This is a genomic window from Clostridium tepidiprofundi DSM 19306 (assembly GCF_001594005.1).
In the GTDB taxonomy this organism is placed as follows: Bacteria; Bacillota; Clostridia; order Clostridiales; family Clostridiaceae; genus Clostridium_AC; species Clostridium_AC tepidiprofundi.
Map to the genome: position 1 here is coordinate 1 of NZ_LTBA01000031.1, position 24,060 is coordinate 24,060.

At 31.6% G+C, this 24,060-nt stretch carries 20 protein-coding genes and 1 pseudogene; 19 read left to right on the forward strand and 2 right to left on the reverse strand.

The window, feature by feature from the left end; genetic code table 11:
- Window positions 1-322: ISAs1 family transposase (locus CLTEP_RS10300; protein ID WP_153016321.1), on the reverse strand; the 322-nt coding region annotated here is incomplete at its 3' end.
- Window positions 323-778: 456 nt separating this feature from the next.
- Between CLTEP_RS10300 and CLTEP_RS10305 the strand changes: the two genes are divergently transcribed.
- From CLTEP_RS10305 to CLTEP_RS10395, 19 genes are all read left to right on the forward strand, one after another.
- Window positions 779-1,759: a phosphotransferase gene (locus CLTEP_RS10305; protein WP_066826475.1), complete on the forward strand. Its 981-nt coding sequence runs from the start codon at window positions 779-781 to the stop codon at window positions 1,757-1,759.
- Complete coding sequence (locus CLTEP_RS10310) at window positions 1,731-2,924, forward strand: aminoacyl--tRNA ligase-related protein (RefSeq protein WP_153016322.1); 1,194 nt, start codon at window positions 1,731-1,733, stop codon at window positions 2,922-2,924. Before CLTEP_RS10305 ends, CLTEP_RS10310 begins: the two co-directional genes overlap by 29 nt.
- A 38-nt stretch (window positions 2,925-2,962) precedes the next feature.
- Complete coding sequence (locus tag CLTEP_RS10315) at window positions 2,963-3,211, forward strand: acyl carrier protein (RefSeq protein ID WP_066826482.1); 249 nt, start codon at window positions 2,963-2,965, stop codon at window positions 3,209-3,211.
- Between the two features lie 11 nt (window positions 3,212-3,222).
- Complete coding sequence (locus CLTEP_RS10320; RefSeq protein WP_066826485.1) at window positions 3,223-4,275, forward strand: BtrH N-terminal domain-containing protein; 1,053 nt, start codon at window positions 3,223-3,225, stop codon at window positions 4,273-4,275.
- Entirely contained in the window at window positions 4,268-5,230 is a 963-nt protein-coding gene (locus CLTEP_RS10325) for a CYTH domain-containing protein (RefSeq protein WP_066826489.1), read from the forward strand. The genes CLTEP_RS10320 and CLTEP_RS10325 overlap by 8 nt, the downstream gene beginning before the upstream one ends.
- 50 nt (window positions 5,231-5,280) lie before the next feature.
- Window positions 5,281-6,987 (forward strand): ABC transporter ATP-binding protein, encoded by a 1,707-nt coding sequence (locus tag CLTEP_RS10330; RefSeq protein WP_242863919.1) that lies wholly within the window; start codon window positions 5,281-5,283, stop codon window positions 6,985-6,987.
- Window positions 6,980-8,641, forward strand: a complete 1,662-nt coding sequence (locus CLTEP_RS10335; protein WP_066826494.1) for an ABC transporter ATP-binding protein — start codon at window positions 6,980-6,982, stop codon at window positions 8,639-8,641. Before CLTEP_RS10330 ends, CLTEP_RS10335 begins: the two co-directional genes overlap by 8 nt.
- A gap of 13 nt (window positions 8,642-8,654) precedes the next feature.
- Window positions 8,655-9,242: a 4'-phosphopantetheinyl transferase family protein gene (locus CLTEP_RS10340; protein ID WP_066826495.1), complete on the forward strand. Its 588-nt coding sequence runs from the start codon at window positions 8,655-8,657 to the stop codon at window positions 9,240-9,242.
- 58 nt (window positions 9,243-9,300) lie between these two features.
- Window positions 9,301-11,028: a non-ribosomal peptide synthetase gene (locus tag CLTEP_RS10345; RefSeq protein ID WP_084364879.1), complete on the forward strand. Its 1,728-nt coding sequence runs from the start codon at window positions 9,301-9,303 to the stop codon at window positions 11,026-11,028.
- A 26-nt stretch (window positions 11,029-11,054) separates the two neighbouring features.
- On the forward strand, window positions 11,055-12,665 hold the full coding sequence (locus CLTEP_RS10350) for a BtrH N-terminal domain-containing protein (RefSeq protein ID WP_066826497.1): 1,611 nt from the start codon (window positions 11,055-11,057) through the stop codon (window positions 12,663-12,665).
- A gap of 14 nt (window positions 12,666-12,679) precedes the next feature.
- Window positions 12,680-13,471, forward strand: coding sequence for a sugar phosphate isomerase/epimerase family protein (locus CLTEP_RS10355; RefSeq protein WP_066826498.1), 792 nt, complete (start codon window positions 12,680-12,682; stop codon window positions 13,469-13,471).
- Between the two features lie 162 nt (window positions 13,472-13,633).
- Complete coding sequence (locus tag CLTEP_RS10360) at window positions 13,634-14,689, forward strand: Rossmann-fold NAD(P)-binding domain-containing protein (RefSeq protein WP_066826499.1); 1,056 nt, start codon at window positions 13,634-13,636, stop codon at window positions 14,687-14,689.
- Window positions 14,670-16,697, forward strand: coding sequence for a PEP/pyruvate-binding domain-containing protein (locus tag CLTEP_RS10365; RefSeq protein ID WP_066826500.1), 2,028 nt, complete (start codon window positions 14,670-14,672; stop codon window positions 16,695-16,697). Before CLTEP_RS10360 ends, CLTEP_RS10365 begins: the two co-directional genes overlap by 20 nt.
- Window positions 16,694-17,767, forward strand: a complete 1,074-nt coding sequence (locus tag CLTEP_RS10370) for a nucleotidyltransferase family protein (RefSeq protein WP_066826502.1) — start codon at window positions 16,694-16,696, stop codon at window positions 17,765-17,767. The genes CLTEP_RS10365 and CLTEP_RS10370 overlap by 4 nt, the downstream gene beginning before the upstream one ends.
- 4 nt (window positions 17,768-17,771) lie before the next feature.
- A complete protein-coding gene (locus tag CLTEP_RS10375) occupies window positions 17,772-19,784 on the forward strand; it encodes a PEP/pyruvate-binding domain-containing protein (protein ID WP_066826504.1) in 2,013 nt (670 codons plus the stop codon).
- Window positions 19,785-19,839: 55 nt separating this feature from the next.
- Window positions 19,840-20,406, forward strand: coding sequence for an NUDIX hydrolase (locus CLTEP_RS10380; protein WP_066826505.1), 567 nt, complete (start codon window positions 19,840-19,842; stop codon window positions 20,404-20,406).
- A 21-nt stretch (window positions 20,407-20,427) separates the two neighbouring features.
- Window positions 20,428-21,066: a guanylate kinase gene (locus tag CLTEP_RS10385; protein WP_066826507.1), complete on the forward strand. Its 639-nt coding sequence runs from the start codon at window positions 20,428-20,430 to the stop codon at window positions 21,064-21,066.
- A 550-nt stretch (window positions 21,067-21,616) separates the two neighbouring features.
- Window positions 21,617-21,841, forward strand: a complete 225-nt coding sequence (locus CLTEP_RS10390) for a hypothetical protein (RefSeq protein ID WP_066826509.1) — start codon at window positions 21,617-21,619, stop codon at window positions 21,839-21,841.
- 92 nt (window positions 21,842-21,933) lie between these two features.
- Window positions 21,934-22,353, forward strand: a complete 420-nt coding sequence (locus CLTEP_RS10395; RefSeq protein ID WP_066826511.1) for an alpha/beta fold hydrolase — start codon at window positions 21,934-21,936, stop codon at window positions 22,351-22,353.
- Window positions 22,354-22,500: 147 nt separating this feature from the next.
- Here the strand turns inward: CLTEP_RS10395 and CLTEP_RS10400 are convergent.
- Window positions 22,501-23,704 (reverse strand): annotated as a pseudogene (locus tag CLTEP_RS10400) (ISAzo13 family transposase).
- Window positions 23,705-24,060: the final 356 nt, after the last annotated feature.

The following is a 24,060-nucleotide window of genomic DNA, read 5'->3' on the forward strand; positions in this document are numbered from 1 at the left end:
CATCTAATGCTACAATATCTTTGTCTATAAACTCACGTATACCATTGACCCAATCTATAAATGCCTTGTGGAACTCCTTAGGGTTTATATTTGAAAATACTCTTCCAAATGTATCATGTGAGGGTATCCCGTTAGGCAATTCTAAAAATGTTTTAAGCCATTCTTTTTTAGCATTTCCGAATTGCTCTATATGCTTCCAGCCCTCGCAACCACATAGTGTTCCTAGTACTGCAATTACCAATATATCTATTAATTTATGATCTATTGCATTACCTTTTCTATAATCTTTTACTTCTTCTAAATTTTCTATTAAACTTTTCATGATAATATTTCTCCTTTTGTCAGATATGTTTTCAATATTATCATAATATTTATTTGTTTGTCATCAAGATATGATTATTTTTTACGTGTTTTTATTTCATTGATATGAATTACTCTTACATAATATCTCTAAAACCCTTGATTGTAAAGGGTTTTAGAGTAACATTTCGTATGCGATTGCCCTTGAGAGAGATAAAGAAACTATTGACAATAATGAAATAATATAATAAAATAAATACAATATACAAAAATATATATATACTAGAATTAATACAAGAAACTGTAAGTGTATTAATGTGTAAGTCGTTCTAAACTTAGACGCAAGGAAATTCGCTGTAGAATTTTCCTTTCGATGTTGACTATGAAGATGGCAATACAATTATGCATGAATGTACGAAGGTGAAGGAACAATACTAAGCAAATACTATATAAGCAAAAGAATATGGGGGGTATTTTTTTGGAAAGGGATAGGATACTTAAAATAGTTAAGGATTTATATGGGATGAAGGAACTGGAGATAGAGAGGGTAATATCAGAATATCCTTTTACATGTAAAGTTAGAAATCAGCTTAAGTACTATTTTTTAAAAAAAAACAGACTAGTAATGTCTAACAGAAGGTCAATACGAAACAGGCATAGTATAATTACTTTTTTGGCAGATCGCGGAGTTAAGACACCAAGGCTATTGCTGATAAAAGATGGTTATCAAAATGTTGGTCAAAATATTCTTCCTGATAAAAAAGGTTTTTTTTATGAATATGAATGTGTTGAAATGTATGATTGGGTAGATATGCAAGATTACACTGATAATGCTTTTGACTCTTGGGTTGAGGAATATTTTCGTTTTGCTGAAAACGCTGCAGAGTATTTTGATATGTATTTTGATAGGAACTCTTTTACAGTTGATAAAATGATGAAAAAGGTTCTTCTTTATTGGGATGAATTAGATTATATTCCATCAGATAAAAGGAAAGACGGATTAATTGACAAAGCCATTAATTTGATTATAGATGAGCAGAAAGCACTTGTAGAATATCTGCAAAAACAAAAAATCACTGTAATTCATGGTGATCTTAATCGTAAGAATATTGGAGTACAGGGTGATAATGTTGTCGCATTGTTAGACTTTGAAAGGTCAGGTGTTGGATATCAAGCAGAAGATATAGCCATGTTTTTATATGAATTTTGTATAAAAGATAAAGAATGGAAAGAATCCCAAAGTTACATAGAACATTTCCAGAAAAGAGTTGAAGTTGAAAATCCCCAGGTATGGAATCTCAGAATGTTGCTGATCCTTGCTGCAAATAGCTTCTTGGGTTATATTGCAAGATCTGCAAAAAACAATAATTTAGAAAGTGATTTTGTTAGAACTGTTTTTCTTCCGGGACTTCAAAAAACGGTGGAAATATTTGGGGAACTGGACAGTCTTAGAAAATGATAAAGATATATGTAGAGTTAGATTGGAGGAAATGATGAAGGTAAAAATTGAATTGGGGTTAGATGTTGAACTTTTGGAATTTAAGAAGTCGATTTGTTTTGCATCTGAAATGATAAAAGGGGTTGAAACAAATGGACATGCTATTGTGGTTGATGTAGCAGAGGAAGGTGATCCTGAAAAGATAAGGGAAGATATTATCAATCTTTTTAAGAAATATGTTTCAACAACCAATAAAGAAAAAGCAGAATTTGCGAATACAGTTGAAAGGGAATATTGTTGTGATCTTTGGGACGATGATAAATTATTCCATGTTTTCGAACCTGGAGTCGTTTCTCTAAACGGTAAGGCACAATTTTTATATGATTTTATGGAAAATGAATTTGTAAAATTGGGAAAAAATATGGGTGCTGTGTGGAAAAGATATCCTGCATTACTTTCTATTAAAGATTATCAGAAAACTGGATATATTAAAAATTCACCTCAGTATTCTATATTTTGCGCCAACGCTCATGAAGACATTAAGGAGTTAGAGAAACTCGATAAAATTGTTGGTACTGAGGAGCTTAGTGACGTATTAGCTACTCCCAAATTTGCACTTTCGCCTTCAGGATGTTTTTACGTTTATATTGAGCATAAGAATAAAATATTGGATGATAATAAAATGTTTACATTCACGGGACATGTTTTCCGTAATGAGGGAAGGTTTAATTATGATGAGATTGGAAGACTTAGGGATTATCATTGTACCGAAATTGTTTTCCTGGGAGAAGAGAAGTTTGTTAAGGAGTCTAGAATGTATGTAATAGAAAGAATCAAAGAGTTACTAATCAGATGGAATCTCAATGGAATTTTGATAAAAGCATCAGATCCTTTTATTATGCCGAGAATGCAAAAATTTAAAAAAATTCAACTAATAGATGATAGCAAATATGAATTGAAATTGAATGTGTCCAAAGATAAAAATATATCAGTTGCATCATTTAATCTGCATGGAACGGCATTTTCTTATCCGTTCAATATTACAATGAAAAAATGTGAAGAAACAGTTACTGGATGCGTAGGATTTGGAATTGAACGTTGGGTAATCGCTTTTTTAAGTCAGTATGGTGAGTGTGTTGAACGATGGCCAGAAGACATACGTTTAGCATATTATCAAAATAAATAAGAAAGGAAGTAGTGATTTAATCACGAAAAAGGGGAAAGATGAGCAAAGTTAGCGAAACAGTATTTAAATGTCATACTAAACTTATGAAGGAAAGAGGAATTGAAAGAGAGTCATGTGCAGAATTGGAGGTGAGAAGAGCAAACGGAATTGATTCGCTTGGTATTGTTAATCTGATACTGGACATAGAAGAAGAATTGAATATTGACATGGACGAGTATCTTCCTAGCATTAGGAAGTGTAAGACCATAGGTGAGATTGTAAATATTATTGAAAATGCTTGTGCTTAAGGAGTTACAAAATGAAGATATCTGAAATAAAAAATTATAGTTATGACAATGAATATGATTCATTTTGTTATCAAAATTGTATTAAATTGATTCTGGCATATTATGGTGTGAAAAAGCCAAATCTATTTATTAATATGACCTTAAGTTTTAAATTAAGGAATGAGAAAAGTAAGATTCACATTTTTGATGATGATGCTCGAAGCGTTTTGCCTCAGTATAAGGAAATGGTACCAAGATATTTTTATGAGGAGGATGTTAAGGCACGAGATAAAGTTTGGAAAATAAATTGTGAATTAATCAGGGAAGGAGAACCTATCATAGTAGGTGTGGATTCCTATTATTTAGAGTATTTACCATATTATAAGAACAGTCATGGAAGGCATACAGTAATAGTAGATGGATTTGACGAAGAAAGCCAAATGGTGGATGTGGTTGATTGGTTTTCACCATGGTTCTTTATTGGGAAGGTTCCATTAAATCAGTTTCTTAATGCTAGGGATTCTGTAAATGAGTATGATGGTGGTATATATAGTGGAAAACCAGTTTATAACAATTGGGCAAAGGTGGAAAAACACAGACTTGATGAGAATAATGCCAAATTGATTTATACACAAGTGAAATTATCATATGACCAATATTTTATCGATCATTGTGAGGAAAATGAGTATAACGGTTTTTTTGCAACAAAACAGTTAAAAAAGATTTTGGAAAATGTGGATACAGAATTTGATGTTGAGCAGAAAATAGAATTTTTGAAAGATCTTCACGACCAGTTGTATAAGTCAAATCGCAGACGGGACTTTTTCGGATTGTTTGTTAAGGAAGCATATGAAGAGACAAAACTTAAAAAATTCCAGTTGCTTGAAGCAAAAACAAAATTATTTTTTGAAAATTGGGAGAAGTTTATTTATAAGATTATAAAATGTTACATGAGATATAAAGAAAATGGCATTATGAAACTAATAGAAGCACTTGATGACATTATCAACTTTGAAATGGAGTATAAAGAAATCTTGGTAAGCGTATTGCAAGAGGATTATTTCAATGGAGGATTCTATGATTGAAAAGGAATTTAAGGTTTTACTGACAGAGGAGCAGTATAAAAAAATCAGAGAGGCAATTCAATGGGAAAAAAGTTTTGTGCAGAAGAACTACTATTATTTAGATAGTGAGGATGAGTTACGCAGCGCTGATATTACCGTTCGGATTAGAGAAAAAAATGGGAAATATATGTTGCAGACGAAAGTTCCAAAATTACAAGAAGGTGCACTAGCGATTAAAGAAGAGAAGGAAAGAGAGATTGACCGAGTATATAAAGAATTAAATTATAAGGAATATGAAAATTTGATTTCTATAAAATCGAAATGTTTAAAAAATGTCGGATCTTTGAATACAGAAAGGAGAATAGTACACATTGGTGAATGCGAAATAGCGTTAGATAAGAATTATTATCTTGGAAAAACAGATTATGAACTTGAAATAGAATATTATAGTGACGAGATTCCACATGAAGTAATACAGATGATGAGCGATTTAGGAGATATCAAATTTGAAAAAAGACTGGTAGGGAAAAATAAAAGATTTCTAAAAGAATTAGATAAAAAAATGCAGAAGGACAGACTTAAAAAAAAGAAAAAAATTAATTGGTTTGTGAATAACGCAGTAAAAAAACCAGTGATTTTTGTGGCATATATTTTCATTGGAATGGCCATATTACTAGCTTTAGCAATAAAGATAAAAGTTCCGGTATATAAGACATATGAGGGAATATGTAAAAGAGAAGCTGGAAATCAAATTGTTGTTGAACTAAAACAGGCATTAGATTCTGAGGACTCAATTTTTGTATATGTAGATCAAGATGAAAATATTTGGCAAATAAATAATTATGAAGTTAATGGTAAAAGCCTAATAATACACGATGATATTGATGAATTAATTGGAAAAGTTGTTTCTGTAGATGTTAAATTAGAGGAGATTATCTTATTGAAAATGGTTATAGTAGGTGGTGGAAATGGGTGATAGACAGTAGAAAGGAAAAACTTGATTTGTTTTCGGGAATCAAGTATATTATGAGTTTCATTGAAGGGTACAGTCTTCAGTTCATTATATTCTTTTTTGGTTGGTTTATTATTGCTATATGTGAAGTAATTGTACCCGTTATTTTTAGTATTATGATCAATCAGATTATATATTATAAAAACCTGGCACTGTTTCTTAAAATAAGTGGACTTTTTATAATATTAATAGGGTTTAATGCTGGAATGTATTATCTAATATACCAGGTATACGCATACCTATCAAACATGTATACCTTTAAAGTTCGACATTGTCTTTTTAAGCAAATGCAAAAACTGGATGCAGAAAAAATGTCCAGTTCTAAATATGGTGATATCGCTGTAATGATTCAATGGCAGGCACAGGTTTGCATGGATTTCATTGTCAGGAATATTATTCATTCTTTTAATCATATTTTTAAAATATTTTTTTGTATAGTGATTATATTCAATATTAGTCCATATCTGGCATTGGCTATGGCAATTCTGGTTCCAATTGTTGTTATGATTAATGTTAAATTTGGACGAAAAGTCCGCAAAGCGAGTGATAAACAACGAAAATATTATGGAGATTATATTGGCTGGATTTTTGAGGCTATGCAGGGATTCAAGGATATCCGCCTTTTGGGTGCAGTACCATTGGTTATGGATAAATTTAAAAAGAATCAGGAAAAAATCATTAGGACAGAAAACCAAAATAAATTCTATATATTATCTGCAAATAACGTTATTCAATTAGCTAATGTTCTATTTAAAGTGGTCATATTTATTGTATTAGCTCTTCTTGTATCCAGAAGTGACGTTAAGATTGGTGCAGTTATCATTACATGTTCTTATTATGAAATTATCCGGAAAAACATGCAAACCCTTAGCGAACGATATATGGATTCACAGAAGCGACTGGCCATTATTCAGAGAATAAATGACTTTATGAAACTACCAACAACTGATAGCTGGACAGGTGAAAAAGAGCTGGATGTGAAATCTGGTGATATTAATTTTCATAATGTGGTTTTCTCTTATGTGAATAATGATAATGTTATAAATGGAGTTAATTTAAAGATAAATCATGGAAAAAAATATGCTCTTGTCGGCAAATCAGGGTGTGGAAAGACTACATTAGCATACTTATTAGCTGGATTTTACGAGTTAAAAGATGGAAAGATAGAAGTGGATGGACAAGATATTTCCGAATGCAGTTTAAAATCTATTCATAAAGAAATTGGTCTGATTCAACAGCAGGTTATGCAGCTTGATAGCAGCATAAGAGAAAATATCATGTTGGGGAATAAAGGCGCATCTGAGGAGGAACTAGTACAGGCATGTAAGTGTGCAGGGATTTATGACTTTATTATGTCCTTGGAAGATGGTTTTGACACCATGATTGGAAGATTTGGAAGAAATCTTTCAGGAGGGCAGCGGCAGAGAATAGCTATAGCAAGAATATATCTTAGAAATCCGAAAATAATTGTTTTTGACGAAGCAACTTCTGCTTTAGACAGTAAAACTGAGGAAAAAATACATGATTCTTGGAAGAGTATATTGAGTAATAGAACTGCAATTATCATAGCACACAGACTAAGTTCAGTTATGCTTTGCGATAAAGTGGCTATGATTGACAATGGTAGTATTAAGAAAATAGGTACTCCAGAAGAATTGTATAAAAATGATAAAAAATTCAGAAAATTATTTGCAATAGATAAGGAGAGTGTAGATGCTTAATAGGATTAAATGCAGGCTTCATATAATAAAAAAGATACTGCCATTTTCAGATGGAGTAAAGTGGCTTTTCTGGGGAAATGCTGTTGCAGGGTTTATAATGATGATGATTTCCCTTTTGAATCCTATTTTTTACAGCATGTTTATTGAAAAAGTTATCCTGGGCGGGAAGATAAAATACATCTATTATGTTACAGGGGGATATCTTGGTGTTTTGGCGGTTACAGTAATATTGAGTTATATACAAAATTATTGCACAAATACTGTTGTAAATACGGTTACCTATAGGATTCGTGAAAAAATATTAAAAGGTTGGCTAAAAAAAGATTTTGTCAGTTATGAAATGCTAAATATTGGAGATAAAAAGATGATCATTGATGAAGATACCACTAATATGGCTGTATTTGCAAATGATCAGTCTAGTACATATCTCACTAATTTTTTGAAAGTGGTAATATTAATTATTTGCATGATACTTATTGAATGGCGTCTTCTGATATTTTCCCTGATTATAATCCCTTTGACCTTTCTAGCTGACTATTATATCAGTGAAAGGGAAGAAGGACCCAAACTTACCTTACGTGAAAATGATCAGAATTGGGGAGCGTGGTTACATTCAACAATTAGTAATTGGAGAGAAATCAGGGCTTTAAATCTTGAAAAGAGTGAGGAAAAGAGATTTATCGGTTTCTCACATAACGATGCAGTGATGTTTTCAAGGTGGAACAATTTTTGGATAACAAGAAGATTAGTAATTCCACAATTTAAAGATGTTTTTTTTATGCAATTTTCACTGTATTTGATTGGCGGAATCATGATCTTGAAAAATCAACTTTCCATAGGAGCCTTATTAATTTTTGTTCAGTATTATTCATATTTGTCAGAGTCAATTACCGCGCTTTCACGAGCTGACGCAGACTTAAAGGTAAGTCAGATATATGCACATAAGGTTTTTGATGAGCTTTTGGAACTTGAGAAGAACGAGGAAAAAAGTGAGAACAAGAAACAGGAAATCAATGGGTATGAAATTGCGATGGAGCATATTGATTTTCAATATCCACATTCTGAGAAAAACATTCTAACAGATTTTTCTTTGCAAATTAAACAAGGAGAACGATTGGCTATTATCGGTGAAAGTGGAAAAGGAAAAACGACAATATTAAAACTTATATGTGGAATGCTAGAACCCACAAGAGGTGTTGTAAAGTTTGCAGGATTAGATTTGAAAGAACTTGATATCTCAAAAGTGCATGAAAAAATGGGATTTGTTATGCAAGAAAATTTGTTATTCAATGCATCAATTAAAGAAAATCTGTTTTATGCGAAGAAAGATGCAACCTTGGAGGAGATGGAAGAAGCATGCAAAAAGGCATATATATATGAATTCATTCGAGGACTTCCGGATAAGTTTGATACCGTGATAGGTGAGAAAGGAATAAAATTGTCCGGAGGGCAGAGGCAGAGGATAGTATTGGCAAGATTATTTTTGAAAAACGTTGACGTATTTATTTTTGATGAGGCAACAAGCGCATTGGATCAGTATAGCGAAAATATTATTCATAGTGCAATAGAAGCCATTGGAAAAGACAAGACAATGATCGTTGTTTCTCACCGGAAATCATCGATTGAACTGTGCGATAGGGTGATCAGTGTCTAAGGGGGACAGAGGCATGATGCTAGATGTGCTTTGGATTCCTGAAGAATACAGTATAGAAGAGCAGAAAGAGAAAGAACTCAGAAATAAGACATTGGACACAGTAAAGGATTATATTCGAAGCAAATATAATGTTTTAGATGTAGGAATTTTTATATCACCAACTGGAAAGCCTTTTCTCACAGGAATTGATGATCTTTATTTCAGCATTTCGCACGCAAAAAAAGCAACTGCTATAGTTATAGCGAATAGGTCAATAGGGATAGATCTGGAAAAAATTCATGTTTCATATGCGAAAATAATAAATAGTTTTTTTGGTCCTAAAGAAAAGAAATTTATTTTAGAAAAAGGATTGGAATTGAATGCTATGAATCAGGCATTCTATCAAATTTGGACAAGAAAAGAAGCATTTTGTAAATGTATTGGAGAGGGCATTACAAGGAAGAATCTTAGTGTGGATACATTAGATCTTTGTGGTTATTCTATTGAAAGTTTTGCAATTAACGATTATGTATTGACGATATGTACTAAGGGCGAAAATATCAATATTTGTCCTCAAATACAGGAAAAGGTTAGGTTAAGACCTTTAAGAATACGGAATTAAAAATAAAATGAAGAAAGGAAAAATATGAATTGAGTATCTGAATTCATATAGTGAGAAGATGAAAAGCATTATTGAATTATGGGATCGGCAGGTCTCCATGAGAAAGGACGAAGTGGCTTTATATTATAAGGGTAAGGAGTACACCTATGGTAAGGTTGACCGCATGGCAAATGCAGTTGCTGAAAAGGTGGAGAACATGACGAAAAGCAGCCTTGTTGGAGTAATGATGAGTGGGTCTGCAGAGTACGTTATTAGTGTATTGGGAATTTTAAAATCTGGAAGAGGATTTGTGCCTATGGATAAAAACTATCCTTCTGCAAGAAAAAATTATATTATCCATGATTGCCATCTTGATACGTTAATAATATCTGATATGGAAGAAAAAATATCTGAAGATGATATCAGACATATAATTGTTGAAGATATAGAAAAGGAAAATAATATTAGTCTTGAGGTTAAAACGGAAATAGCATACGTGCTGTATACGTCAGGAACAACAGGAATGCCAAAAGGTATTATGGTGGGCCATGAGAGTATAGAAAATCTTATTACCTGGTTTCAGGAAACATATGAGATTGAAAAAAATAAAAATGTAATACAGATGGCAAATATATTTTTTGATGTTTCCATTGAAGAGATATTTGGATGCCTTCTAAATGGAGGGAAATTGTATATTCCAGAAGAAAATATAAAAAGTCATAAGGGAAGAATCCGTGAGTTTATAAAGGAAAATCACATTAATATAGTTCAGGTAGTTCCTGTTTTGCTTGAAGAAATTTTTGCTCATGATGAGAGAATAGATTCGATTAGGGTACTGATTTGTGGCGGAGAAGTGTTAAGTAATGAACTTAAGGATATAATCCTTACAAAGGGATACAGACTTTATAATCATTATGGTCCAACAGAAACTACTGTTGACTCTACTAGAAGCATTTGTACAAAGGACAAAAAAGTTACACTGGGAAAACCCATTAAAAATAGCAATTGCTTTATACTGACTCAAGATGGTGAATTAGTGACGAAAAATGCAAGTGGGGAACTTTGTGTATCAGGAAAAAATTTGGCATTAGGATATCTTAATAATGAAAAACTTACATCTGAAAAATTTATGGTAATCAATGGTGAGAGATTATATAAGACTGGTGACAAAGCATTTATAAACTCAGAGGGTGAGATAGAATATCTTGGAAGAATGGATAATCAGGTAAAGCTGCGAGGTAGAAGAATAGAACTTGACGAGATAGATAATTGTTTTTCAAAACTGGATGGCATTAGCTTATGTAATTCAGTCCTGATTGAGAACGAGACAGGTGGAAAGATAGTAACATTCTATGTGGCAAATACAGAATATAATTATGGCGAAGTTGTTTCCGTGATTAAGAATTATCTTCCAGAATATATGGTACCAGCAGAGATACATAAGTTGGATCATTTTGAACAGGATTCAAATGGCAAAATATCTAAGAGCGGATTAAAAAATTTGTATAAAAAACTGGAAGAAGAAAATAAAAGTGATGAACAAAATAGAGATTATAAAAATGAAATCGAAGAAGATGAAGTTTTAAAAATAGTTGCTAAGAATGTAGCAGAAGTGTTGGAAAAAGAAATGTATAAATTAAATCCTAATATTACTCTGGATGAGCTTGGAATGGATTCAATCAAATTTGTACAAACAGTAGTTAAGTTAGAGGATGCTTTTGATGTGGAATTTGAGGATGACAGATTAGTATTGACTAAATTTAAATCGCTAAAGGAGCTTGCAGAATATGTAGAAAATATATCATAACAATAATAAGTTAGGTAGGTGAAAAGATGCAGATAAAATTAGATTTGGAAGTTAAAATTAAAAATTATATGGATTGTTTAGATGCACTTTTGTATTCAGTTGCAGAATGGCTTGGAGAAGATAGTAGAATGCAGTATATCGAAGCTTGGAGCTTTAGATATGACAATGATAAGAATTTGAAATTGGTGTCAGATAAAATTGGTTCTGGACGAGGAAGGCAATTTAAACATTTAGAAAAATATCATGGAATTAAGATTGAGCAATATGAACATGAAAAACTAGATTTTAGAAAGAACTTGAGTGAGGAACTTAGTGAACAGAAAATGCCAATTCTTATGCGAATTGATTGTTATTGGGCAAGCTGGATGGAGGATTTATATAAGAAGAAACATCTTATAACACATTATATTCTAGTCTCAGGTTATGATGAAGAAAATGATAAGGTATTCATTGCAGATAATCAGGATGCAAAATATGGGTTATGGTGTCCATGCGAAGAAATAAAGAATGCACTTGAATGTGGTTATCATATTAGACATACAAAAGAGTATGAACCCATTGAACCGAAAGAGGCAATGAAGTTCATGCTTGGAAGATTGAAGCCTGTTGAGTATCTTGAAATTAATCGCCAGAGTGTTGATGAAAAGATGGAAAATTTTCTTATTGACATGCAGAATAGCTTTGATCTGTCAGTAGAAATGGATCCATATCTTGATAATCTTGTAGAGTCCAAATTGGTAAATGCTATTAATGACATTGCACAGGGGCGTATTAAAGCAGCACTTTCTTTAGAATGTATCAAAGAACAGTGTGGATTAGAAGAACTTCAAGGAGTGATAAACCGCTTATTGGACCTGCGCACAAGCTGGAAGCAGATTTTTGGAATTTTTATTAAATGTTGCTATATGAGAAATGATGAAAAAATCAGAAAGAATATAGTGAAGAAAATTTATGAAATAAAAGATAAAGAGTGTGAAGCTATAGACTTTTTGGAGCGATGTTATAACGGCACTGCAAAAGGAGCAGTTGAGAGTGTTTTACAGAAAGAATTAGGTGAAAAGTATGACTGTAATGAGAAAATAGATTTTAAAATAATTAATATAGACAAATATTTTAATAACACGGGGTGTTTCTGTAAGGTAACCAGTAAAGAAATTGCTGAAATGTCAAATCATAACAGATATCTGCTTAGCAAAGGCTACGAAGGCCGTGAATTTAAAAACAGTTGTATACCTGAGGCCGTCAATGACAACATTATTTGTGAAGGACAGTTGATTAATATTAAGACTGAAATTTGTCAAAATTCTCACTTGATGCTGCTGATGTGTTCTGAATTCACTAATTGCGAAGTGGAAATAAAACTGATATTTGAAGATGGAGATAGTGAAAAAATTCGGATTGGTGTTACAAGTTGGCTATATCCTGAACCTGAATATAATGATTTTATAGCCATAAATGGAACACCGGTACAGATAGAAACTGGTGAAAAACCAAATGCATATTGTTACAAGTTTCCGGGACATATATACGGCAGTATGTACAAAATTGATAAAACAAATGCAAAGTTGACTGGAATCCTGCTGCCTGACAGTTTAAATGTGCATATTTTCGGAATCACTATAGCGGATAAAAAATAAAGGAGACGATAAAGTTGAAGAAAATTGTTTCAATATCTGATATATATCTTATATCGGATAGAAAGGATGTATTGAAGATTATCCGTGAACAGGGATTTGATGGGGTTTTCATATATGCCTCAGATGTAAAAGGAGAAAGCAGCATACAGGAAATCTATGCAAATAATTTGGAAATAGAAATGGTACATCTGTCAAATGGTAAAGAAATAAATGAAATATGGAAAAATGGGTGCGAGGGAGATGAGGTGGTTCAAAAGATTATTGGAGAAATAAAAAAAATGAATGAATTAGGATTAAAAAAGGGTGTATTACATACGACAAGCTCTTTTTTTCCGCCAGATGTAAGTAAAATTGCAGTAGATAGAATGAAAAGGATTGTTAATGTTTGTGAGAGTATGGAGTTTAAACTGGCAATTGAAAATCTGAAAAGTCAGAGACATATTGATTATCTCTTGCAACAGATAGAGTCAGATATGTTTGGTTTTTGCTTTGATTCGGGACATGCAAATGCCTTTACAAAGAACTTGGAGTTATTTCCATGGGAGTTATATGGTGATAGAATTATGAGCTTACATTTACATGATAATAATGGAGAAAAAGACCAGCATCTGATCCCGGGAAAAGGAAATATCCACTGGAGTTGGCTAATCCATAAGTTATTTTCTTTAAAAGCTGATTTAAATTTAACATTGGAAGTTGAATATAAAGGAAAAGAATATGCTTATGGAAAAGTCTCTGATTCCGATTTTTATGCGATGGCATATCAGTCTTTGTTGACCTTAGAGAAATTCATTACAATCACTTAGAAAGACCAATTATTATAGTTGTAGCAATTCTAAAAAGAAAGGAGATGTGGTATATTTGCTTCTAAATATATCATACAAGGAAATATGCAGTTAACAAACTTTTTTATTGCTAAATATTCTAATATTTTAAATAAATACAGATTTATAGTGGTACAGCATTTAATGAATGATACCTTGGAGTTTATCAGCTATTTAAGAAAATATGACGTAAAAATAGATGCGTTAATTGTAAAGCCGTATTCGCTGGATAATGATTGTGCAAAGATAGTGGAAGAAATGCAGCTTCCCCTTTATCGCTTGGTAAATTCACCAGAGCGAGATGGGAGAATGTGTGAAGCTATTTTGCAAGAAGCATCAATGAGAAGTGCTCAAGATGGTAAACATATCATCATTCTTGATTTGGGTGGGGAATATGCAGAAATATTAAGTAAAGGATATGAATATGTAGATGTAGTAGTTGAGGATACAGCAATTGGTCATCGCATATACGAAAGATATACATATAGTGAAAATATTATTTATTCTGTGGCAAGAAGCAGAATGAAAGGAATTGAAGCAAGGTTTGTGGGATCTACTGTAGCGTATTCTGCAGAACAGATCTTTCGTTCCATAGGAAAAACACTATATGCTAAAAGAGTTTTAGTGATAGGATATGGATTGATAGGACGGAATGCAGCCATTACGTTACAAAAGATGGGATGTAAAGTAGAAGTAAAAGACAGTAAGCAGGTAAATGAACTTGAGGCTTATTTTGATGGACTTGAGGTTTGCGATAAGACAGCTAAGTATCCTGATATTATATTTGGTATTACAGGATATAAAACTGTAGAATTCGAAGATGTTAGCAAATTTAGTGATGTTACATATCTGATTAGTGGTAGTTCTAAACAGGTTGAGTTTGATATCAAAGGATTAAAAGAAAAAGCAGATAAAGAAAACAGAATTAATGATAATATTACATGCTATGAAATAAAAGGAAAAAAATTCTTCTTATTCTATGACGGTTTCCCAGTAAACTTTTTATTTAAAAGCATACCAGATTGCATTATTGATTTTATGTTTGCAGAAATGATAGTTGCTATTGGACAAGCTATGGATAATGAAATTATAAAGTGTAATGGGGTAAATTATGTAGATGAGGATGGAATAAATGAAATATCGAATACTTTCTTGAGAAAGGGGTTATGGGGGGAGAAATATGGGAAAAAAGATTTTTAAACTAGGTTTTTGCAGTTTTGATAATAAGGACCAAATAGGCACAAAGGCATATAATATTTCAAAAATGTTGGAAAACCACGTCAATGTGCCAGAGGGTATTGTGGTAAATAAAGAGCAGTTTCAACAACAGCTACTTGAGTGCCTTGGAGAAAAAGGGGTAAGAAAACTTGAGGCTTGTTTGTTGAATAGACTTGACCTTGCATTCTATTTTGGTGAGATTAAAAAATCTATTTTGAACTCACATCTAAATTCTGAACTTTTAAAAGAAATTAAAGAAGAATTATCACAAGAAAAGTACAGAGAAAAAAGTTTTGCTGTCCGTTCTTCAGCTTTGTGTGAGGATAATGAAGCTGAGAGTATGGCGGGTATATTTGAGTCTTTTATGCCAATTGACCTAGATAATCTGGAAATGAGTATCTTGAAATGTTGGGCGTCTGCTTTTTCAGAAAAAACACTTTTGGGAGCAAGAAATAATAAATTGAGGCTAAAGGAGCTTTCTATGGGTGTAATCATTCAAGAATATGTTCATGCGGATTATTCTGGGATTGCTTTTTCAAATAACCCAGTTTTAGGTGATAAGAGTGTATTAATTGAGGTTGTAAATGGCTCTGGACACAATATTGCTACTAAGGGTCAGATAATAGAACGTCTGGAACTTAGAGATGAAAAAAACATAAAGTCTGGATATCTGTGTGAAGAAGTTGTTCAAGAAATTTATAATTTTGCGAAACATCAGGAAAAAATTTGCGGAGCACCTCAAGATATAGAATGGTGTGTGAAAGATAATAAAATATATTTCGTGCAAACAAGAAATATTACTTCAGGCTTAAATAAGAAAGCTCATGAAAAGCTTATATTTTGTGATGTAAGAAGTATTCCTGAAGAGTTTGAATTTGGAGACGCACTTATCTTTCATGAAAAATATTTAAGGAAAAAGAAAATCCTGAAGGATTTTTGTGCTGAAAATCAGATTGATACTACACATTGGTCCTGGTTGAGATTTAATGGTGAAAGTATTGAAGCCTATGATTTTGAAAAGTTTAACAATTATTTTAGGACACCATATGTAATGATTGATGTTAACAGAAATATGCAGGGTGTGAACATTCCAACAGAGCAATTGAAAAACTGGTTATTAGAACATGCTTTTAATGAATATAAAAGTGTTATGATCAGGGAATCTGTTCCTACTGATATGGCAGTAATCTCTTCGATTATTGGCGACAACAGGATGCTGATTGAATTTACCTTAGGTGCAATGAAAGGAATCATGTCAGGTGCAGTAAATACTTCGAAGTATGTAGTAGATTTTGAAGGAAATATTATAGAGGAGTATTTGGAATATCAAGAAAAGTTATATTCCATTAATAAAAAACTTTTTACTATTGACCTAATTGAAAATAATAAGGAAGGAGTTACAAGACTATCGAAAAACTATCTGCCTCAAATTGTGAAAGCAACTTTGAAATTGTGGGAGAAGTATCCTACTGTGTGTGTGGAGTGGTGGATTTGGAATGGTTCCTGTTTTCTTGTAGATATGTCGAAAGCAAATTTTGTTAAAGGTGAATACAATAATATTCAAGTGGCATCACCTGTTAGACATGGAAGTATAGAAGGACATGCTGTTCTTGCCAGCAGTCTGCCTTTGGAGAATATTGAATATCTGTCTCATGGATTTTCGGTTAGTGTGTCAGAAGTAGAGGATGATTTTAATCAGGTTAAAGAAATCGACGAAACAATGAACATGCTAAATGAGTTAAAGGAAAAGTATGGTAATTTAATTTTGGTGGCGGATAGGCCATATCTTGTTTACTCATCATTTTTTCATAAGCTTAGTGGATTTGTTTTTAAAAATGGATCCATATTGTGCCACTTAAGCATATTGTGTAGGGAAAAAGGATGTCCTGCTATTATTGGATTGGATGAAACTTATAATATGATAAAAACTGGCGATAAGCTAATATTGAGCAATACACAAATTAATATTATACGAGGAGAAAAGATATGAAGTTAGAAAATGAGGTTATTTTATTATCAGTTTTAGCAAAGAGAACAGAGAAAGAAGAAGAACGATTATCTAAGATTATAAAAAACGAAGAATTAGATTGGGGTTATATAGCAGGTGAATTAATACATCACCGTTTAACTGGATATTTCTATTTTTACCTAGGAGATGAATTAATGAATTTCATTTTGCTAGAGTTTAAGAAAACAATAACGCTTTTAGTGAATGCCCAGGAAACTGTAGCTAAATCATGCTATAAAGAGATGCAACCAATTTTACAGGATTTTGAAAATACTGGCATTCGATATACAGCGTTAAAGGGTTTGGTGTATGGGATAAGTTTATATCCATATGGAGCTCGTCGATCTAATGATTGCGACTTGCTTGTACTGGAAGATGATATTTCGAAAGTAGACCAAGTATTAAGGAAGCATGGATATATTCAGAGTAGTAATTTTGGAAAATCAGAAGCTACAAAGAAAGAAAAACTGATTCAGCGAATGAATTATCATGATCTGATTCCTTATTATAAAAAAGTGAATCTTGTGCTTCAGGATAGTCTTAATATAGATGTGAATTTTCATTTTGATAGTAAGGATAATGACATTACAAAAGCCATATTGGAATTGGGTACAGAGATTAAAGAAAGAGACGGTATAGCTGTTAGAACTTTGAATGAGCAGACTCATTTTCTTCATTTGTGTGTTCATTTTTATAGGGAAGCATCAAATTCATTATGGACATCCATTCGACGTGATGTTCTGTTGTACAAATTAGTTGATATAGTGAATACATTCCGTACTATGACCAAAGGTAGTCTACTGAAATGTATTGAGATTGGGAAAAAATACAATATCGAAAAGGCAGTGTACTTTACATTGTATTACATGAAAGTATTTTACAAAGATAATACTTGTTCTGAATTGTTAAATCAATTTTCTTTTGATGAAACAGCATTTTTAAATGAAATTGAAGTGGTAGGGCAAGATAAAAAAGTGATTCGTGAGGAAAGTTTTTATGAAAGAACATTTAATTTAAAGTTCTGTCATGATTTCAGGACCAAAAGGGGATAGGTGTATGGAGAGAGAATATAAGATTTTTGGGTGTCATGAAGACATTATTTCAGCCGATGAAATAGGGAATAAAGGATATTACTTATCAAAGATTATGGGTAAATGCAGAGTTCCAGAGTTTATTGTTCTGGGAGCAGATATTTTTATCCAATTGTTGAGATTGAAAGAAAATTATGAATTGCAGAAGAAGATAACAGTAGCTTTTATAAATAAGCTTGGAATACTCAAAGAGCTTCCCATAATTCAGGAACAGGTTATGAACATGTACATACCTGAAAATCTAAAAAAGCAGATTCTTCAGTGTATTTCTCAAAATGGAGTCCATGAACCTTTTGCAGTCAGGTCATCTACTTTAAAAGAAGATGGTGAAAATGCTAGCAGTGCAGGTATTTTTGAATCATATACAAATGTAGGAATTGAAGATTTATGGGAGAAGATAAAGAAATGTTGGGCATCTATGTTTAGTTTAAAGGCTGTCTGCTATGAATCCATGAATCAGCCAATTGAACGAGATGACTGTAAAATGGGTGTAATTATTCAGAGCTACAAAGTTGGTATAAAATCAGGCGTTATATTCAGTTTAAACCCTGTTTGCCCAGAAAATGGAATGCTTCTTGAAATGGTAGATGGAAATGGTGAAAAGCTGATGTCTGGTGATTGTGGAGCCACTGAAATGAGTTTAGGCTTTTACAATGAATCCATAAATAAGTGTAGTAAGAAACAAAGTGAAGTCTGGATTGAGGAACTTATGCAAATTAGCGATTCATTAAGGAAGGAATTCCAGTTTGAAACAGATATTGAGTGGCTTATAACAGAAGAGAGAGTTTTAAATATACTGCAATGCAGGGCCATAACTTCTGTGGAAAAAACAAAGAAAACAGAGTGGATTTATGAATTGAATGAAATTGACAAGATAAATATGCGGGAAGCTGGAGCACAGGTCAAATTTATAGAGAAATGTAAAAGAAAAAGACTTTCATTATATGTTGCATGCAAAGAAGCTGGCGTACCCAATTTAAAATGGTTCTTCATACGCTATTCTGATCAGACAGATGTAATGGAACTCCAGAACAAAATATGTAAAGAGTGTGGTAATGGATATTTTGCAATCCGCGTTAATGACATGCTAACTGATTTTCAGTGTAAAGGTGATCAATTGGCAAAGATGTTGTTAGACATCCTATATATTACAGAAATGGACTGTCTTACAGTATCATTAAATTATATTCCAGAAAATCAATTTTCGGTAATTAGTTCTTTGGATTCAGTAACACAAACAGTAAGAATAGAATGCGTTCCTGGGATTATGAAAGGACTAAAAACAGGAATTCTAGTACCGAGCACATATATTACAAATGAAGAAGATGAGATTTTGAGTGAAAACAGAGAATATTATAAAGAATGTTATGCTTTGGATTTTGATATGGATGTATTTTATTTAAAGAAATATGAGCAGAGGATTCCGGATTTGTCAGATGCAGTGAGACTCATTTCAAAATATACAAGGAAATTATCAGAACATTTTATTAATGGTGACATTGAATGGTGGATATGCAATGACAAAGTTTATGCCTCGGATTATTCACTTGAATTGAATAATGATAACAAAGCAGACGAAAACGTGATAAATGGAATCGATACTTGGATCAGTTTTGGAAAAGTAGAGGGAAACATAATGTTGATTTCATATGAAGAGATGCAGAAGTTGGATAAGGTATCACATTCTAAAGCCATAAATGCAGATTTATGTGAAGAAAATATACACCGAATTGAAGTTATTGACTATTTGTTAGAAAAGGCACGCAAACGGAAAATGGATTTTGGAAAACTTGTTATTGGTGCAAAAAGACCATGCCTTGGACTATGTCCTCTAATTGAATATGCCGATTCATTTGTTTTCGAAGAGGCTAGCAAGCTTTGTCATTTAAGTATCATACTTAGAGAAAGAAAGATTCCTGCAATGAAAATTGGACAAGATTTTAAGAAACTTGAAGATAAAAAATTTTATGAGATATAAATGATATATCTGAAGTTTGCATAGGTTGACTATTTGGGTAAAAAGGAGGTAAAAAATGGACTTTAAACAACAGATTGAAAATTATAGGCCATGTTGTGCACAGGAAGAGAAAGATAAGGAGGTAATGCTGCAATTTATTAAAACTTTTAAAGATGTGCTAAGCCGTGAAAATGAATTAGGGCATTTTACATGTTCTGCATGGGTTGTAAATAAGGAACGAACAAAAGCATTAATGGTTTTTCATAATATTTACAATGCTTGGACGTGGACAGGCGGTCATGCTGATGGTGATGATAATTTTAAAGAAGTTGCAATTCGTGAAGTTAAAGAAGAAACTGGTTTAAAAAGTGTCGTTCCAATAAGTCATGAGATTTTTACACTTGAAACAATAGCAGTAAGAGGACATTTTAAAAGTGGTAAATATGTTTCATCCCATGTTCATATGAACGTAACTTATCTACTGGAAGCTGATGAAGATGAAGAATTATGCATAAAACCTGATGAAAATAAGGGCGTTATGTGGATATATATGAACAATGTTGATAAGGTGTCAAATGAAAAATATATGATAAAAATATATGACAAGATTATGCGAAAAATGAAATCTTTAGACAATACTTAAAAATATTTTTGGAGGTATTATATGGGTGAGGAGTTAATTATTATTTCAGGACCCTCTGGAGGTGGGAAAACTGCAATTGTTGAAGAATTGGTCAGAAAAAATAGTGGTGTATTTGAGCGAGTAGTTACCACTACTACGAGAAAAAGAAGAAAAAATGAAGATGAATATATTTATTTGTCTAAAGAGGAATTTGAAAGGTTGATTGAAGAAGACGCATTCTTGGAACATAATAAATTTATGGATAATATGTATGGCGTATTAAAGGAAAGCATTGAAACAATTATGGAAAAAAATAAGGTACCTATTCTCATTGTAGATGTTAACGGATACCAGAAAGTCATAAAACATTATGAAAGTAAAGCTATTTTTCTGATTCCGGGCACTGCTAGACAGCAGTACAATCAAATTAAGCAGAGAAACAAGAATTGCAATGATGATGAAATTATTAATAGAATGAATATTAGTCTACATGAACTAAAATATATAAATCTATATGATTATATTGTAGAGAATCAGGTACTGGAAGAAGCGTATAAAGAGGTTGAACAGATTATATATAAAGGGACAAGAGAAAAAGACATATATTGTGAAAATGAGTTGCTAATTGAAAAATATAAGAACTCACTTGAAAAGTTTTTAATGGAATGCTGTTTAGCATAAAAATATAGGTGGTTGACGGAATAGCGAACAAAAGTTTGGATTAAGTATGCATATTTTACATAAACGCTATATAATTCAATACAATTTGATGGGTAATTATTTAAGTAATGGATTATAACTTCTGCACATGAAATTTATTTAAATCTAAACAGATATACTTGTACAGTGATCGTTAAGTAAAATAAAATTATTATGTGGGACTAATATACCTTATGAACATAGTAGAAATTATCTACAAGGTAAATAGTAAATGGTTTTCACTTAGCATACATATGAGGACTGGTTGCTGCTATACACTTTATGTAAAGAATTTATAAATATAATTTTAAACATTTGAAGTATCTCAATAAAGAATAGAGATACCTCAAATGTTATTTTTTTTATGGAACTTCACTTTATTATTATAAATCTCACTAAATAATATACATCAATATAGTTCAACATAATCTTAATAGTTATTGCATATAAACAATTTAAATAAAAATTAAGAACAAATCAAATCACCAATTAAAATTACTATTTTAATGATAATATCCAAGGACGTGGTATTTTGGGAAAAGTAATATCAAGTATAGCAGACAGCTATGGGTTACATAGTCTTCACAGAGAATATAGTAAAAAGGATCACTTTAAGTATGTGGAAGAGGAAGTTTCTGAACTTAATAGTGACTTTTTAAAATTTTATAATAAGCCAGCTCTACCGAAAATATATTACGAAAAAGATAAGCTTGAAAATAGTTATCTTCAATTCGTAATATGCAATATAAATATTTAATAGCATATATTTTTTATTAATATTCACTATAAAAATCTCTGGATACTGTATTTTTTCGTTGTAATATATATGATAAAAATTTAAATTACGAATTGAAGAATAGTTATGAGAAGGGTAGATTAAAATTTTTAAGTGAAATTGATAACGGAATCAGCAATAAGGATACTGTATTTCACTATATTAAGAATACAGCTGCAGAGAATAATATAAATATTATTTTGGTACATGGGTGGAGGGTAAAGGTTTTAAATAGATTAGAGAAAGTGTTTTTAGATAGTTTTCTTGAAAAAAACTATAATGTTTACAGATATGTCTTACATTTTCACATGGAAAGAACTCCAAAGGAATCTCTTTATAGTGGGGAATATTTTGTAAGTGCGGATGTAAGCAGAACGCTTAAATCTGTGCAGCAGTCTGTCAGTGATATTAGAGCTTTAATTGGTCATATTAAAGCTGTAGAAAAAGGAAAAGTAATAATTATTGGTTTGAGCTTAGGCACATTAAAAAAATAAATAAGTCAGTTTACAATAACAGGAATTACCAATTGTGAACTACTCAAAATGTATACCTAAATAATCTAACAACGGCAGTGTAATTTAGTGCGTTTTTCTATTTTTGAGGCAAAAAGTATAGACTTCCCCCTTACCCCAAACTGAAATTTATATTTTTATTACCATATTTAACACCTCATTGCATTTTATTGGTTCAATTATAACAAACCATTTTCCAATTTCTTTTGCTCGATAGAGCGCTGTTTCGTAGATATTCATTATATCTTTTCCAACTGTAACTCCAGTATCATATGAATTCTCCGCAACTCTAACCGAAGGTTGATTGCCTTTTCACGTCATATTTTGAGTGAATTTATAGATAACATCTAAACTATCAAGTATAGATCCATTCCAATGCTTTTCTAGAGATCCCCATACTCTTTCAATAGGATTGGTACGCTAGTACAATAGTGATATCATATTTAACTGCAAATTCCATAATTCTTTTTATAAACTGAGTTCTTCTACTATTATTTTGTGGCCCATTATCAGAATGTATTACAAGAGTATTCTTCATATTTAAGTAGTTATTTATCCAATAATTTTCGATTGTATCAACTATAAAATCTGCTGTTACCTTTGATTGAGTCAATGTTATATCTACATTATTATTGTTTAAATCCAAGATTCCAAAAGGCGCTACGTAGTTAGAGGAAAAATCATGGTCAACTGTTTTTACTTTGTTTCTACTCTTTCCACCCCTTGAAAAATCTCCGATTTTAACTCTATCTTTAGAATCAATAGAAATTATGACAGTGTTTTCTTTTCCACCGTAGTTCTTACGAACTTCTTTTATATTTTCAAATATCTTATCTGTTTTAGGTATCTTTTTTATAGGTTTAACTTTCTGAACCTTTTTAAGGGTGTATCCTAGTTGATTTACTTTGTTATTTAGCATCTGATTACTAGGAAGTTCTTCATCAGTATATCGGTTTTGGAGTATAAGCTGTTTCCTAATTTCCTTTACGGTTAATCGTGTGAACAGTCTAGTTGTTTTAAAATTAGGATCAGTTTGACTTTGTGAATCAACAGTGTCTTTTATATCATCCATTAATTTGGGCATCTTTCCTTCTATTTTTTTACGACCTTTTGCATTATGTGCATCAACAATTTTGAATCCACTTTCAAGCTCATATGTACCTTTTCGTATAGTATCTCTACTTACTTTAAATTGAGATGCTACAATAGATTGCCCACCTTTCCCTATTTCTTTTGCTGTTTGTGCTAAAGCTTTTCTTTTATCTGAACCTTTTAGTTTATTTATTGATTCTACTAAGATATATTTGCATTTCCCAAATAACTCATTTATCATATAACCATATCCTTTTCTTTTGTTTTATATGTTTTTGTTGTTATTAACATTAAAACATATTTGAAAAGGATTTTTCTATATTTATTTATAAAATTGCAGGATAACCTTATAAAAAATAATATTTGCCATAAATTAAAATTATAGTACAAAGCTTGTTTAGCAAGTAGAAAATCGTGTAATATAAAAATAAAAAAGGAGATTTATTTTCATGGCACGAAAATCAAAGAAATACAAGAATTACAAATAATGTTTAATGAAAATGATATAGATTTTTCATTAGTGAAGGATATTGTAGTAATAAAAGATTTAATAGCAAGAGTAGAAAAGATTCCTGATTTTAGAGATCCTTCATATGT

Excerpts from the sequence above, each read along its gene's own strand:
- CLTEP_RS10315 (WP_066826482.1), top strand. The coding sequence starts at position 2,963 with ATGAGCAAAGTTAGCGAAACAGTATTTAAATGTCATACTAAACTTATG.
- CLTEP_RS10320 (WP_066826485.1), top strand. The coding sequence starts at position 3,223 with ATGAAGATATCTGAAATAAAAAATTATAGTTATGACAATGAATATGAT.
- CLTEP_RS10325 (WP_066826489.1), top strand. The coding sequence starts at position 4,268 with ATGATTGAAAAGGAATTTAAGGTTTTACTGACAGAGGAGCAGTATAAA.
- CLTEP_RS10330 (WP_242863919.1), top strand. The coding sequence starts at position 5,281 with ATGAGTTTCATTGAAGGGTACAGTCTTCAGTTCATTATATTCTTTTTT.
- CLTEP_RS10335 (WP_066826494.1), top strand. The coding sequence starts at position 6,980 with ATGCTTAATAGGATTAAATGCAGGCTTCATATAATAAAAAAGATACTG.
- CLTEP_RS10340 (WP_066826495.1), top strand. The coding sequence starts at position 8,655 with ATGATGCTAGATGTGCTTTGGATTCCTGAAGAATACAGTATAGAAGAG.
- CLTEP_RS10345 (WP_084364879.1), top strand. The coding sequence starts at position 9,301 with ATGAAAAGCATTATTGAATTATGGGATCGGCAGGTCTCCATGAGAAAG.
- CLTEP_RS10350 (WP_066826497.1), top strand. The coding sequence starts at position 11,055 with ATGCAGATAAAATTAGATTTGGAAGTTAAAATTAAAAATTATATGGAT.
- CLTEP_RS10360 (WP_066826499.1), top strand. The coding sequence starts at position 13,634 with ATGAATGATACCTTGGAGTTTATCAGCTATTTAAGAAAATATGACGTA.
- CLTEP_RS10365 (WP_066826500.1), top strand. The coding sequence starts at position 14,670 with ATGGGAAAAAAGATTTTTAAACTAGGTTTTTGCAGTTTTGATAATAAG.
- CLTEP_RS10370 (WP_066826502.1), top strand. The coding sequence starts at position 16,694 with ATGAAGTTAGAAAATGAGGTTATTTTATTATCAGTTTTAGCAAAGAGA.
- CLTEP_RS10375 (WP_066826504.1), top strand. The coding sequence starts at position 17,772 with ATGGAGAGAGAATATAAGATTTTTGGGTGTCATGAAGACATTATTTCA.
- CLTEP_RS10380 (WP_066826505.1), top strand. The coding sequence starts at position 19,840 with ATGGACTTTAAACAACAGATTGAAAATTATAGGCCATGTTGTGCACAG.
- CLTEP_RS10385 (WP_066826507.1), top strand. The coding sequence starts at position 20,428 with ATGGGTGAGGAGTTAATTATTATTTCAGGACCCTCTGGAGGTGGGAAA.